We start from the raw sequence: 13,227 nt of genomic DNA, 5'->3' as shown, positions 1-13,227 counted from the left end.
CCAAGCTCTTCGCAATTAGCGAAATCAGTGTCTTCCGGGAATTTCTTCATGCAGGCATATCAGCGCGAGTTCATCCGCTTCGCCATCGAGCGCGGGGTTCTGCGCTTTGGTGAGTTCACTCTGAAGTCCGGGCGTACCAGCCCCTATTTCTTCAATGCCGGTCTGTTCAACAGTGGCTCGGCCCTGGCTCAGCTGGGCCGTTTCTATGCGGCGGCCATCGTCGATAGCGGTATCGATTTCGATGTGGTTTTCGGTCCGGCCTACAAAGGTATTCCGCTGGCAGCGGCCACGGCGATCTCCCTGGCCGAGCATCATCAGCGCGACCTGCCCTGGTGCTTCAACCGCAAGGAGGCCAAGGATCATGGCGAAGGCGGCACCCTGGTGGGCTCGCCACTGACCGGGCGCGTTCTGATCGTCGATGACGTGATCACTGCCGGCACCGCCATTCGCGAAGTGATGCAGATCATCCAGGGCCAGCATGCCCAGGCCGCCGGCGTGCTGATCGCCCTCGACCGACAGGAGCGTGGGCAGGGCGAGCTGTCGGCGATCCAGGAAGTGGAACGTGATTATCGAATGCCGGTGATCAGTATTGTGTCCCTGGCGCAAGTGCTGGAATATCTGTCCGACGACGCTCAACTGAAGCAGCATCTGCCTGCGGTACAGGCCTATCGCGAGCGATACGGGATCTGACCCTGGAGTTTCCGGCATGCGCAAACCGCCAGTCATTCGCTTGATGTTGATGCTGGGCCTGCTGGCCCCGGCACTGGCTGCGTCTGCCGAACTCTATCGCTATGTGGATGATCGCGGTGTGGTGGTGCTCGATCGTCATGGTGTTCCGCCGCAGCATATCGGTCGCGGTTATCAGGTGCTCAACGAGCAGGGGCGTGTCATCCGGGAAATCCCGCCGGCGCCCACTGCTGAAGAGTTCGAGCGGCTGCAGACGGACAAGGCGCGTGCCGCTGCGGATGCACGATTGCTGCGCCTGTACGCCAGTGTCGAGGATGTGCAGCGGGCCGAGGCGCGACGGCTGGCCGAGCTGGACAGTGTGATCGGCCTGACCCAGGGCAATCTGCAGGCGTTGCGCAACCAGCAGGGCAATCTGCAGCAACAGGCAGCCAATCACGAGCGAGCGGGGCGCGATGTCCCGGAAAACCTGCTGGCGCAGATTGCCAATCTAGTCAAGGAGCAGGCCAGCCTGCAGCGTGACCTGAGGCGATACGAGACGGTGCGGGCCGAGGCGCAGACCAGTTTCGCCGGTGATCGTCAGCGCATTGCCGAATTGCTCGGCCAAGCGCAGTAAGCGCCCATTTCCTGTTCCTTTCGCGGCGTGATCTGATGCCGCATCTTCCTCGTCACATTCATGCGGCGAGGCTTTCAAAACCATGATCGCTTAAATGCATAGCTTGCTTGCTATCATATCAGCCGCTCTAGCTCAATACTTTCAAGGTCGTGGTGAGTTGCCGCAGGTCTGTCTGTAGTGTTGCGACAATTTTTTGGTAGAGCTGATTGGCATGAATGATAGGGACCTAAGCAGTTACCAGGAGCTCCACAAACCAAAGGAAAATTTCGCCACGCGCTCGGAATATCTCGAGCATGAACTGGAGATCATGGCGCCGAAACGCTGGGGGATTAACCTGCCGTTTCGTGATTACCGTTTCGAATACGAGGATTGGGTCCCGGCGATGGCGGCGACCATCGGCAAGATCGTCATGGTGGCGGCCATCGTCGCAGCCTTTGCCGGGCCGCTGGGACTGTCCAATGATTTCATCATTGAAAATGTCCGCTTCGAGATGCTGATCGCTGCGATTCTGTTCGTGGTGGTGTTCTCCGGCTTCCTCAATCCGACGAGCAATCTGGCTGGTACCCACGGCCCGTTGATTCCGATGATTCCACTGATCGTTGCCTCGGGCGGCCATCCGATGGCGCTGGGGATCATGGTCGGCGTGCTGGGTTTCACGCTTGGCGCCTTCAAGGGCGGCAGCCTGCTGGCGCGCCTGACCAGCGATGGGGTTTGCGGCGGTCTGCTGCTGTATCTGGGCTTTATCGGCATGACGTCGCAGATCAAGGTGCTGTTCAACTGGGCCAATGGCTTCGATATGGGCTACATCGCCTTCGTCGTGGTATTCGCGACCATCGTGATGTATGCCTATCTGGAGCACATTCGTCTGCGCTGGCTGGCGATTCCCCTCGGTTGTGCACTGGCTGCGGTAATTGCTTTGGCGCTGGGCGCGCCTTTCGAGTTCCAGACCGAGCCGGGTATTCCCAATCTCAACCCTGCCTACTGGTGGGGTGAAAACACCGGCTGGCAACTGGGTCTGCCGGAGCTGCATCACTTCGTCGCGGTCTTCCCCTTCGCTGTGCTTGCTGTGGCGATGTGGTCGCCGGACTTCCTCGGTCATCGTATCTTCCAGCAGCTCAACTACCCGCCGAAGGCGCAGAAAGTGCTGATGAACATCGATGACACCATGTGCGTGGCGGCGGCGCGGCAGGTGGTCGGCACTGCGTTGGGCGGCGGTAACCTGGCATCTTCCTGGGGCACCTTCCTGGTGCCGGCAGCCATCGCCAAACGACCCATTCCGGCGGGTGCGCTGCTGACCGGCCTGCTCTGCGTGATCGCCGCGCTCTGGGGTTATCCGATGGACCTGGCGATCTGGCCACCGGTGCTCAGTGTGGCGTTGCTGGTAGGGGTGTTTCTGCCGCTGCTGGAGGCGGGCATGCAGATGACCCGCGAGGGCAAGACGTCGCAGTCGGCCGCCATCGTGGTGTTCTCCTCGGCGCTGGTGAACCCGGTGTTCGGCTGGTCACTGACCGTGCTGCTGGACAACATGGGGCTGATCGGTGACAAGGAGCACAGCCAGTCGCTGAGCCGCCTGCACCGCTGGATCATTCCGCTGGTGGTGTTCATCGTACTCTGCGGCGTGATGCTGGGTATCGGTATGTTTCCGGGTATTCCGGCACTGTTCGAGTCGTTCCGCCACGATCTGTGACGGCTGATTCGGCAATAACGCTGCGCTGATCCTGGGACAGGTGTGAAATTTCAGGATCAGCAGGGGTGCCTCAACCCTGTGAAGCAAAGCGACTTCAACAAGACCTTGCAGGCTCGCCAACCCGCAAGGTTTCAGCCTTCAGCTGCTTACTGCGCTATCTGAACCTGATTACGACCATTGTGCTTGGCGGTATAGAGTGCCTGATCAGCGCGTTCGAGCAGGGTTCCGGATTGGGACTCGTCGCTGGTTTCGCTGATGCCGGCGCTGAGCGAGACATTGAAGGTGCGTGGGCCGGCATGAAAAGTCAGCGCCGCAAAGCGCTGGCGAATTTCGTCGAAAACGACCTTGGCCTGCTCGGCGCTGCATTCGGGCAGCACGGCAACGAACTCTTCCCCACCGTAGCGGCCCAGGCTGTCGATACGCCGCAGACGCTGGCGCAACAAGTTGGCCAGAGAACGGATGACGTTGTCGCCCGCCGCGTGGCCGTATCGGTCATTGACCTGCTTGAAGTGGTCGAGGTCGAGCATGACCACGCTGGTCGGTTTGCCGCTGCGTTGCGCTCGCTGCGCTTCGAGTGTCACCTGTTCCTTGATGTCGGCATGTTTGAGCAGACCGGTGAGGCTATCGCGCGCGAGTGCGGTGCTCAGCGAGCGGGCGCGCTGGGCGTGGGAGAACACTGCGGCGATCAGGGCGTTGTCGCTGATGGGCTTGGTGATGAAGTCGTCGCCAGCCTTGAGCAGCGCGGCCATCTGCCGGTTGATGTCGGTTTCGGCGGACAGGTAGATGATGGTCAGGCGCAGCCATTCGTCGTTGAGGCGAATCATCTGCGCCAGCTCGGGGCCGGAACACAGCGGCATGTTGACATCCAGCAGCAGTACTTCCGGGTTGAATGCATACAGGGTGTCGAACAGCTGGCTGGGATCGCTCAGGGTCTGTACCAGCATCTGCGAATTGCGCAGCACCAGGCTGTAGCGCGCGGCAAGGTCGGCATCGTCATCGACGATGAGGATGCGATAGGGCTCGCTCTGCTGCAGGTTGAGGCACTGTTCAAGACTGTTTTCCAGCTGGGTGGTGTCCACGGGCCGGGTGAAATAGCCCTGCGCCCCGGCTCGCACGGCGGCCAGCTGGCTGTCGAAGTCGCTGCGCTGGCTGATCACCAGCAGCGGCAGCGGGGTGTCGAGGCGCTGTTGCAGGGCGCTGACCGCGGCCAGCTCGCCATCGTGCTGGCTGACGATCAGGGCATCGGGTAATTGTCCTTCGATGGCGGCCTGCAATTGTTCCGGCTGGGTAAAGCGCAACACGTCGTAGCCGAAGTTGCCCAGCGTCTGGCACATTTCATGGCCGGCATCGGGATCGCTTTCGAGCAGGAAGATGCGACAGCCGGCCTGCAGCTGTTCGTGGCTTTCCAGGGGGGCATCGGGCAGGTTTTCGGGTGCGCGGGTCTGGGTCTCGGCGGTCCACAGGCGGACTGCGCGGACGAAGGCGGTGAGGGCCTGGCCGCTGGGCTTGGTGGCTTCCAGCCAGCGGTCGGCGCGCTGTTCCAGCAGGCGTGCCTGCTGACCGAGGGTGGTAAAGCCGAAAGTGCCGGCCGTGCCCGCGAGGCGGTGCAGGCGCTCGTGGATGACGAGCATCAGCTGTCGACGCTGCTCGCCCTCGCGGGCCTGTTGCAGGGCTTCGGCGAGCTGATCGAGCTCCGGCAGTTCCTGCTGCAGGCGTTCGGCGAACCTGTCGGTCAAGGCCTGCAGCTGGCTGTGCAGCGCTTCGGCGTTACTCATGTTCGGCTTCCCATATTGCGTTGAGCTGTGTCGCCAGTTGCAGTGGATCGAAGGGTTTGAGCAACAGCTGGCGGACCCCCAGGTGGCGCAGTTCGGCCAGGTCGCCTGGTTCATTGTGGCCGGTCAGGAGCACCACCGGCGTGCGTTGCAGGTCGACCAGCCGCGAGAGCTGATGCAACAGTGCGATGCCGTCCATCTGTGGCAGTTCGAGGTCCAGCAGAATCATGTCCGGAGCGAATTGGCGGACCTGCGCCAGCGCTTCGGCGCCACTGGCACAGCTGAGGATCTGGAAGCCGCCGAGTTTCTCCAGGGCGATACGTGTCACCACCTGGATCGAAGGCACGTCATCGACATGCAGGATACGTTGCAGCGGCCTCATGAGGGCTGGTCATCGGTGGGATAGCAGGGCAGTTCGAGCCAGAAACAGGCGCCCGCGCCAGGAGATGAGTCGAAACCTATCTGGCCGTCCATGTGTTCTATAAGCTCCTTGCTGATGGCCAGGCCAAGGCCGGTTCCACCCTGCTGGCGCGTATCGGATGAGTCCGCCTGGGCGAACTTGCTGAAGATCCGTTCGCGAAAACTGTCGGCGATTCCCGGCCCTCGGTCACGGACGCTGATGCGCACACGGTCCTCGGCAACGCTTTCGGCGAACAGGTCGATGCTTTCCCCCGCCGGGGAAAATTTGGCCGCGTTGGACAGCAGATTACTCAATACCTGTACCAGCCGCATCGTATCGACCCTGACCTGTGCCGGCGGGCATTCGCCAAGCCTGATGGTCACAGTGTAGCTACTGGCGTAGCCCTGGTTGTTGCGCATGGCCTGCTCAAGCAGGGGCTGCAGCGGCTGCAGTTCGAGCCTGAAGCGCATCTTGCCGGCGTACAGCTTGTCGATATCCAGCAGGTCGTCGATCAGGGCGCTCAGGTGCTTGCTGTTCTGGTTGGCGATGTCCAGCAGTTCCTGCAGATGCTCGGGCACCTCGCCCATCACCTGGCCGCAGATCAGCCCCAGCGAAGCAGTGATGGAGGTCAGCGGGGTACGCAGTTCGTGACTGACCGTAGAGACGAATTCGCGCTGCAGTTTCTCGACGTGCTTGCGTTCGGTGATGTCGTGCAGGACCACCACCGCACCGTTCTGCTGGCCATCGGAGGCGAACATCGGGTCGGCATTGGCCAGCACGTGGCGGACGTTGCCGTGCAGGACGATGGTCATCTCGACGTTGCGGATATGCTCGCCACGCAGGGCGCGCATGAGGGGAACTTCGTCCAGGGGCAGCGGCGTCACGCCATCGGCCCGATAGAGGTGGTAGTACTCGGGCCATTTATGCGGCGGCAGTTGCTGCGCATCGAGGCCGTGCCAGAGACGGGCGGTGTTGTTGAACAGGGTCAGATTGGCCTCGGCATCGCAGGCGACCACGGCTTCGGACAGCGCTTCGAGCAGGCGCCGGTTCATTTCCTGCTGCTTGTCCAGTTCCAGCTGTTCGGCCTTGCGCTCGGTGATGTCGGTCACCAGGCCGTGCCAGAGCACCGAGCCGTCGGCCTGGCGCATCGGCGTGGCGCGCGCCTCGACCCAGATCAGGCCCTTGCGCGGATGCTCGATGCGGTGCTCGAAATGCCAGCGTGTGAGGGTGCTGGCGGCATGGCGGATACTCGTCAGCACCCGTGTGCGGTCATCGGGATGGATTCTGCTGTAGATCGGGCTGATGCTCGACTCCATCTCGGCAGCGCTCAGCCCATAGATGGCCTCGATGCCTTGGCTGACGTAGGGAAACGAACTCCTGCCATCGGGATGCCAGCAGAACTGGAACAGCAAGCCCGGCACCTGCGCCGCAATCTGTTGCAGGCGCAACTGCAGATGTTCCTGATGGGCCAGGTCGTAGGCGCTGACGATATAGCCGCGCAGCAGTTCGTGCTCGTCATGGATCGCCGAGACGCTCACCAGCACCGGTACCTCCGTGCCGTTGCGGTGGCGCAGACGCCATTCGCGCATTTCACGCCGGCCTTCGAACAGCGGCGCGGTGAGGACGGCGAAATCCGCCGTGATGGTTTCGCCCAGGGCGTCGCTGAGAATGGCGGCGCGGCGTTCCAGGGCTTCCCTGGGGAACAGCGCGGAAGTCAGTGGATGATCGATCAGCATCGCTTCGCTGTAGCCGAACAGGCGCTCGGCAGTGGGGTTGACGGCTGAAATATGGCCATCGGCGGTGGTCACCAGCATGGCGCTTGCGGCGCTATTGAGCAGTGCCTGCTGCATGGCCGCCTGCTCGGCGTAGCGCTGGGCCTGCAGGCGCTCCTCGAACAGCCGCATGACCTGCCGAGCGAGGCGGATCAGTGCTTCGCGCTGGGCGGCATCGAGTTGTCGTGGCTGGCGATCGATCACGCACAGGGTGCCGAGGTTGTAGCCGTCCGGGGAGGTCAGTGGGGTGCCGGCGTAGAAGCGTATGTGTGGGCTATCGGTCACCAGCGGATTCTGCTGAAAACGCGGGTCCTGCAGAGCGTCGCTGATCTCGAAGATGCCCTGGCCTTCGATGGTATGGGTGCAGAAGGAAATCTCGCGCGGGGTCTGGCTGACATCCAGGCCGAGACGGCTCTTGAACCACTGGCGATGATCATCGACCAGTGAAATCAATGCGATGGGGGCATCGCAGATCTGCGCCGCCAGATAGGTGAAATCGTCGAAAGCGTCTTCGTTCGGGGTGTCGAGGATTTCATAGCGCAGCAGCGCGGCGAGACGGGACAGTTCGCGCGAAGGGGTCGGATTGGCTTTCGGTGACTCCATGTGCTGTTCCGTCTTGCTGGGCTGAAAGGTGGGCTTATGGATGGCGGGCTTCCCAGATGGCCTGGATCTGGCTGGCCAGTCGCATCGGATCGAACGGCTTGATGATTACCTCCTGCGCACCCAGTTTGCGTAGATGCTCGATCTCCCCCGGCTGAACCTTGGCGGTCATGAACGCGACCGCAATCGTGCTCAGGTCCACACGCTGGCCCAGTCTGGCGAGCGTCTCCGGACCACCCATGCCGGGCATCATCACATCGAGCAGGATGAACTGCGGCGCGAATTGCTCGACGGCTTCCACCGCCTGCTGCCCGGACGCGCAGCTGAGCACCTCGAAGCCGCCAATCACTTCCAGCGCCACCTTGGCCACGGCCTGGATGGACGGGTCATCCTCGACGTGCAAAATCCGTTTCAGCTCGGTCATGCGGTTACCTCCATAGGGCCTGGCACCTTGTGTAAGCGAACAGTGCGCAATTTGCCAGTAGCAGTCTGTTGAAAAACGACCTGGTAGAAAATATCCATCATGAAGCGTCGTGAACGGGCAGTTCGAACCAGAAACAGGCGCCCTGGCTGCGTTCGGCGTCGAAACCGATGCGTCCGTGCATATGCTCGATCAGCTCCTTGCTGATCGCCAGGCCCAGGCCTGTGCCGCCTTTCTGGCGTGTGTCGGAGGAGTCGGCTTGGGAAAACTTCTGGAAGATGCGCTCCCTGAACATCTGCGGAATCCCCGGCCCCCGGTCCGTGACACTGACACGAATGTGATCACCCAGGCGCTTGCTGCTCAAGGTTACGACTTCACCTGTCGGCGAGAATTTCGCGGCATTGGAGAGGAAGTTCGCCAGCACCTGCTGCAGGCGGTGTTCGTCTACCGATACCTGCGCCGTTTCCAGCTCGCCCAGTTCGCAACGCACACTGTACTGCTCGAAATAGCCCTGATTGGTGCACAGCGCCTCTTGCAGCAGGGGCGTCAGCGGCTGGATGCGCAGCCGCAGCTGCATTTTTCCGGCGATCAGCTTGTCCATGTCCAGCAAGTCGTCGATCAGCATTCCGAGCCTGAAACTGTTCTGTTGCGCGATGTCGAGCATCTGCCGGATGGGCACCGGCACTTCGCCCAGGGCGCCGCCGGTTATCAGCCCCAGAGCGCCGGAAATCGAGGTCAACGGTGTGCGCAACTCGTGACTGACGATAGAGACGAAGTCGCTTTTCATGCGTTCGATGCGCTTGCGCTCGGTGATGTCGCGTACCAGGCCGATGAACTTGCGTTCGCCGCGATGGCTGATTTCCGAGACGCGCAGTTCGATGGTGAAGGTTTCGCCATTGCGCCGCACCGCCACCAGTTCGCGATTCTGCTCGAGGACGCGGCCCTCGCCGCGTTTTTCGTAGTCGCGCAGATAGCCGTCATGGGCGGCGCGGTGCGGCTCGGGCATCAGCATCGACAGGTTGTGGCCCAGCACTTCCTGTTCGCCGTAGCCGAAGATGTCTTCGGCGGCGTGGTTGAACGTCTCGATGATGCCGCGTGCGTCGATGATGATGATGGCATCGACCACATTGGCGATCAGCAGGCGCAAATAGCGTTCGCGCTCGTTGGTTTCTTGCTCGGCTGTGACCCGTGCGGTGATGTCCTGAACGATGGACCAGACCAGCAGACGACCATCGGCTCCGCTGATCAGCGTGCCGTTGAGCAGTACCGGCACCCGTTTTCCGTCCTGTCGGCGCAGCTCTGTCTCGTGCGGGCCGTAGCAGCCCTTTTGCAGCAACTGTTTGACGGCGGTCACGCCGTTGCGTGGGCCAGGCAGCAGGCTGCGCACGTTGCACCCTGTCAATTGCGTGTCGGAGTAGCCGCTGACGCGCTGCAGTTCGGGATTCCACTCCAGCAGCGCACCATCCTCCAGGCGGCTGAGCATGATGCCCACCGGCGCCAGGCGGTACAGCGAGGCCAGGTGCTCCTGGCTGGCGCGCAAGGCGCTGTCGTGCTGGCGCTGGACGATGGCGCGTCGATGCAGCAGCCAGCCGAGAACCAACAGCAGCGCTTCGGTGATCAGCCAGGCCAGCCCCCATTTCACCAGCAGTCGCCGCTCGGTTTGCTGATGCTCTTCAAGCGTCATGGTGATGTCCCGCCAGACCAGCGCCACGGCCATCGCCGGGCGTGACGGATCACCCTGCGCTCGGGCGTCGTGCAGTGGAATCTGGTTGAGCAGAAAACGCCGGCCTTCGGATTCCAGCAGTTGCAGCGTGTGGCTCGACTCTGGCGCGAGCAGAGCGCGCTGGGCCGCCCAGTGAAGAATCTGCGGCGTCGAGTGGGCCTGCAGCAGCCAGCCATTCAGGCCGTCGAGGTGCACGCCCACGGGGCGTGTCCAGAATACTTCTTCCAGTTCGGCCTGATTGACCAGAATGCCCAGTCCCGCATCGAGCTGGTCGCCCAGCACGGAAAGCTCCGGAAGGATGCCGAAGCCGACTTCCAGTGCACCGATGACCGGGCTCTCCGGACTGTCGCCGGCGCGCAGCGGAGCGATGGCACGATTGCCGATGCTGTGCCGGCCAATATCCAGGCCGAATGTCATCTGCCCCTTGTGCAGGGCGGCATAGAGTAATTGCCGGTGATCGGCGACTGCATCGCCGAAGGTCTCGGGCTCCTGCATGCGTAGCAGTGCTATGCCGGCCTCGCTCCAGTAGATCTGCAGCTGGAGCGCTTGATGGCTTTGCAGTGCCTGCCAGGCTGGAGCCAGCTCCTGGGCCAGACGCTCGCGGATAAGCTGCAGCTCCGTCCCGTCAATCGAAGCTCCCTGGCGCAGCTTCTGGTCGGCCTGACGTACCAGGCGCAGCACTTGAGGGGCTGTCGCGAGCGTTGTGGCAAAGAGTTTGCCTTGCTGCAGCAGGTGTTGTTGCGCACTCTGTACAGCCAGCGCCTGCAGCTTGCCCTGATTCTCGTTTTGCAGTTTCAGGACCGCGTCACGGGCGCGATAGTCGTTCAGCGCGAGGCCGCCGAACAGCAAGGCCAGCAGCAGGCTGCCAACGCCAAGCAGCCAGCGTGGATCGGCGGAACGGGAAGTACGGGTGATGGGCATGGCACCGGCGGTCGGGGTATTGAGAAGATAAACACTTGCGCGCTAATGGCTAAATGCTATCTGGGTGGATTCTCGCATGCCGTGCGCTGGCGCGTCAGCTTTGCGGCCTGGTAGCGTCAAGCGTGACAGAATTGTAGCGCTCCAGGCACGCGATAGAAGTCCTGCGCAAGGCTCCTGTCGGGAAGCTGGCGGCCACCGGAACTTTGAATCTTCGACACTCTCTGAACTGCATTGCGTGACAGCCCGATGATGTTCATCGGTGCCTGGCGCCTGTTTGGATGGCAGGTATGACCCCGTTGAAGCAGCAAAGCGAGATGGCGACCGAAGCCGAACCGGCGACCGAGACGCAGACCCTTCTGGGCCTGATGCATGCCCGTGCCGAGGTCGCGCGGCTGAGCGAGCGTGAGCAGCTGTTCAGTACGCTGGTGGGTGCCGTCAATGCGGTGCTCTGGGCCTTCGACTGGCAATCCCGACAGATGGTATATGTCAGTCCGGCTTACGAACGGATATTCGGTCGTTCGGCTGCCTTGCTGCTGGCGGATTTCGATGAGTGGCGCAACAGCGTCTATCCCGATGACTTGGAGTACGCGCAGAAAACCCTGAACGATGTGCTCGGCAAGGGGGCTATCGAAGAGCGCGAGTATCGCATCATTCGTGGTGATGGTCAGTTGCGCTGGATCAGCGACAAATGCTTTGTCGCACGCGGCGCCGACAGCGCTCATGGGCCGATCATCGTAGGTATCGCCGAAGACATTACGGATAAAAAGCAGCTCGAAGGTGAGTTGCAGCGCCTGGCAACCACTGACGTGCTGACCCAGAGCAGCAACCGCCGGCATTTCTTCGAGTGCGCCCAGCGCGAATTCGAGCTGGCCAGGCAATACGCTACGCCGCTGGCGTTCCAGCTGCTGGATATCGATGACTTCAAGCGGATCAACGATACCTACGGCCATCAGATGGGCGATCAGGTGCTGCAGCGCGTTGCCCAGTGCGGTGCGTCGGTGTTGCGTCGTGGCGATCTGTTCGGGCGTATTGGCGGTGAAGAATTCGCGCTGCTGTTGCCGGGTTGCCAGCCTGGCCTCGCCGAACAGATTGCCGCACGTCTGCAGCGGGAAATCCAGCGACTGTTGTTCTCCGCCCGCGGCGGCAAGCGTTTCGGCGTAACCATCAGCCTTGGCGTGACCTACCTCAAGGCTGACGACCCGGACCTCAGCGCGCTGTTCGCCCGCGCCGATGCGGCGATGTATACCGCCAAGCGGCTGGGCAAGAACCAGGTGATCGTCGGCTAGCGACGCAGCGGCGAACGAGGGGAGTGGCTTTTGATAGGGCTATGCCCCGGTTGGCTGTTGCGAGTGCCTGAGGTGGGTGAATCCTTCCGTAGGAGCGGGCCATGCCCGCGAATCAATGCCCGAACCATCGGCGCGGCTCCGTTCGCGGCCAAGGCCCCTCCTACAAAAGCCATGTGCAGACCGTAGCCTGGATTAGCCGAAGGCGTAATCCGGGTTTGAAGGCACAATCCCTCGCCATCGCCAGGCCCTACGGCAGTGGCTGCTGCTGGGTGATGCAATGAATATTACCGCCGCCCAGCAGGATTTCCCGGCCCGGCACCATCACCACCTCATGCTTGGGAAACAGCCGGCGCAGGATGGCTTCGGCTTCGGCATCGAATGGATCGTCGAAGCTTGGTGCGATGATGCCGCCGTTGACGATGAGGAAGTTCACATAGCTGCCGGCCAGGCGGATCGACGGATCGCGCGGCTGGCTGCCTTCCAGCATGAGCACGCCGGCGCACTCTTCATCGCTCGCATGCAGCGGTCCGGGAATCGGCATGCGGTGTACGGTGAGCGCTCGCCCACGCGCGTCGCGCGCCTGCTCCAGCGCGCGCAGTGCCGCCTGGCAGCGCCCGAAGTTGGGATCGGTCGGGTCGTCGGTCCAGGCCAGCAGCACCTCGCCGGGGCGCACGAAGCAGCAGAAGTTGTCGACGTGGCCGTCGGTCTCGTCATTGTACAGGCCGTGGGGCAGCCAGATCACCTTGTCGATGGCCAGGTGCTCGGCGAGCACGTTCTCGATCTGCTCGCGGGACAACTGCGGGTTGCGGTTGCGATTGAGCAGGCATTCCTCGGTGGTGATCAGGGTGCCTTCGCCATCGACGTGGATCGCGCCGCCTTCGAGCACGAAGCCTTCGGTGCGGTAGCGCGCGCAGCGCTCGATCTGCAGGATTTTCTGCGCCACCTCGTCGTCGCATTGCCAGTCAGCGTAAAGCCCGCCATCCAGGCCGCCCCAGGCATTGAAGGTCCAGTCGACGCCGCGCAGACCGCCCCGGCCATCGATGACGAAGGTCGGCCCGGTGTCGCGGACCCAGGCGTCGTCAGTGCTCATTTCCACCACCCGGATACGCGGGTCGTCGAGTTGCTGACAGGCGTTGAGGTACTGCCCGGCGCTGGCGCAGACCGTGACCGGCTCGAAGCGGGCGATGGCCCTGGCTACCGCGGCAAACGCCGCTTGTGCCGGGGCGCCCTGTTCGCGCCAGTTGTCGGGGCGCTGCGGCCAGACCATCCAGGTCTGGCTGTGCGGCGCCCATTCGGCGGGCATGAAGTAACCGTCGGTGCGCGGGGTGCGGCTCAAGGTAGTCAT

10 protein-coding genes are annotated in these 13,227 nt (G+C 62.4%); 4 read left to right on the top strand and 6 right to left on the bottom strand.

Annotation, left to right across the window (positions count from 1 at the left end; translation table 11 throughout):
• Positions 1-48 precede the first annotated feature (48 nt).
• The 3 genes from pyrE (at position 49) to ACYCFC_RS16060 (ending at position 2,987) form a co-directional block, all read left to right on the top strand.
• Positions 49-690 carry an orotate phosphoribosyltransferase gene (gene pyrE / locus ACYCFC_RS16070; protein ID WP_181084674.1) on the top strand — a complete coding sequence of 214 codons (642 nt, stop codon included), beginning with the start codon at positions 49-51 and terminating at the stop codon, positions 688-690.
• Positions 691-733: 43 nt separating this feature from the next.
• Positions 734-1,300 carry a DUF4124 domain-containing protein gene (locus tag ACYCFC_RS16065; RefSeq protein WP_459654015.1) on the top strand — a complete coding sequence of 189 codons (567 nt, stop codon included), beginning with the start codon at positions 734-736 and terminating at the stop codon, positions 1,298-1,300.
• A gap of 211 nt (positions 1,301-1,511) precedes the next feature.
• Positions 1,512-2,987, top strand: a complete 1,476-nt coding sequence (locus tag ACYCFC_RS16060) for a DUF3360 family protein (protein ID WP_181084672.1) — start codon at positions 1,512-1,514, stop codon at positions 2,985-2,987.
• Positions 2,988-3,133: 146 nt separating this feature from the next.
• Here ACYCFC_RS16060 and ACYCFC_RS16055 read toward each other — a convergent pair whose 3' ends face one another.
• The 5 genes from ACYCFC_RS16055 to ACYCFC_RS16035 form a co-directional block, all read right to left on the bottom strand.
• Positions 3,134-4,762, bottom strand: a complete 1,629-nt coding sequence (locus tag ACYCFC_RS16055; RefSeq protein ID WP_181084670.1) for a diguanylate cyclase — start codon at positions 4,760-4,762, stop codon at positions 3,134-3,136.
• A complete protein-coding gene (locus ACYCFC_RS16050; protein ID WP_181084668.1) occupies positions 4,755-5,141 on the bottom strand; it encodes a response regulator in 387 nt (128 codons plus the stop codon). Before ACYCFC_RS16050 ends, ACYCFC_RS16055 begins: the two co-directional genes overlap by 8 nt.
• Positions 5,138-7,534 (bottom strand): PAS domain S-box protein, encoded by a 2,397-nt coding sequence (locus ACYCFC_RS16045; RefSeq protein ID WP_459652214.1) that lies wholly within the window; start codon positions 7,532-7,534, stop codon positions 5,138-5,140. The genes ACYCFC_RS16050 and ACYCFC_RS16045 overlap by 4 nt, the downstream gene beginning before the upstream one ends.
• Positions 7,535-7,568: 34 nt before the next feature.
• A complete protein-coding gene (locus ACYCFC_RS16040; RefSeq protein WP_181084665.1) occupies positions 7,569-7,955 on the bottom strand; it encodes a response regulator in 387 nt (128 codons plus the stop codon).
• 97 nt (positions 7,956-8,052) lie between these two features.
• Positions 8,053-10,596: a PAS domain S-box protein gene (locus tag ACYCFC_RS16035; RefSeq protein WP_459652213.1), complete on the bottom strand. Its 2,544-nt coding sequence runs from the start codon at positions 10,594-10,596 to the stop codon at positions 8,053-8,055.
• Positions 10,597-10,892: 296 nt separating this feature from the next.
• Here ACYCFC_RS16035 and ACYCFC_RS16030 point away from each other — a divergent pair, with 296 nt between their 5' ends.
• On the top strand, positions 10,893-11,882 hold the full coding sequence (locus tag ACYCFC_RS16030; protein WP_423835658.1) for a GGDEF domain-containing protein: 990 nt from the start codon (positions 10,893-10,895) through the stop codon (positions 11,880-11,882).
• A 247-nt stretch (positions 11,883-12,129) separates the two neighbouring features.
• Here ACYCFC_RS16030 and aguA read toward each other — a convergent pair whose 3' ends face one another.
• A complete protein-coding gene (gene aguA / locus ACYCFC_RS16025) occupies positions 12,130-13,227 on the bottom strand; it encodes an agmatine deiminase (protein WP_459652212.1) in 1,098 nt (365 codons plus the stop codon).

This window comes from Stutzerimonas sp. NM35, assembly GCF_054604355.1.
Note: the sequence above shows the minus strand (reverse complement) of the source record. Positions and strands in the feature narration are given on the sequence as shown.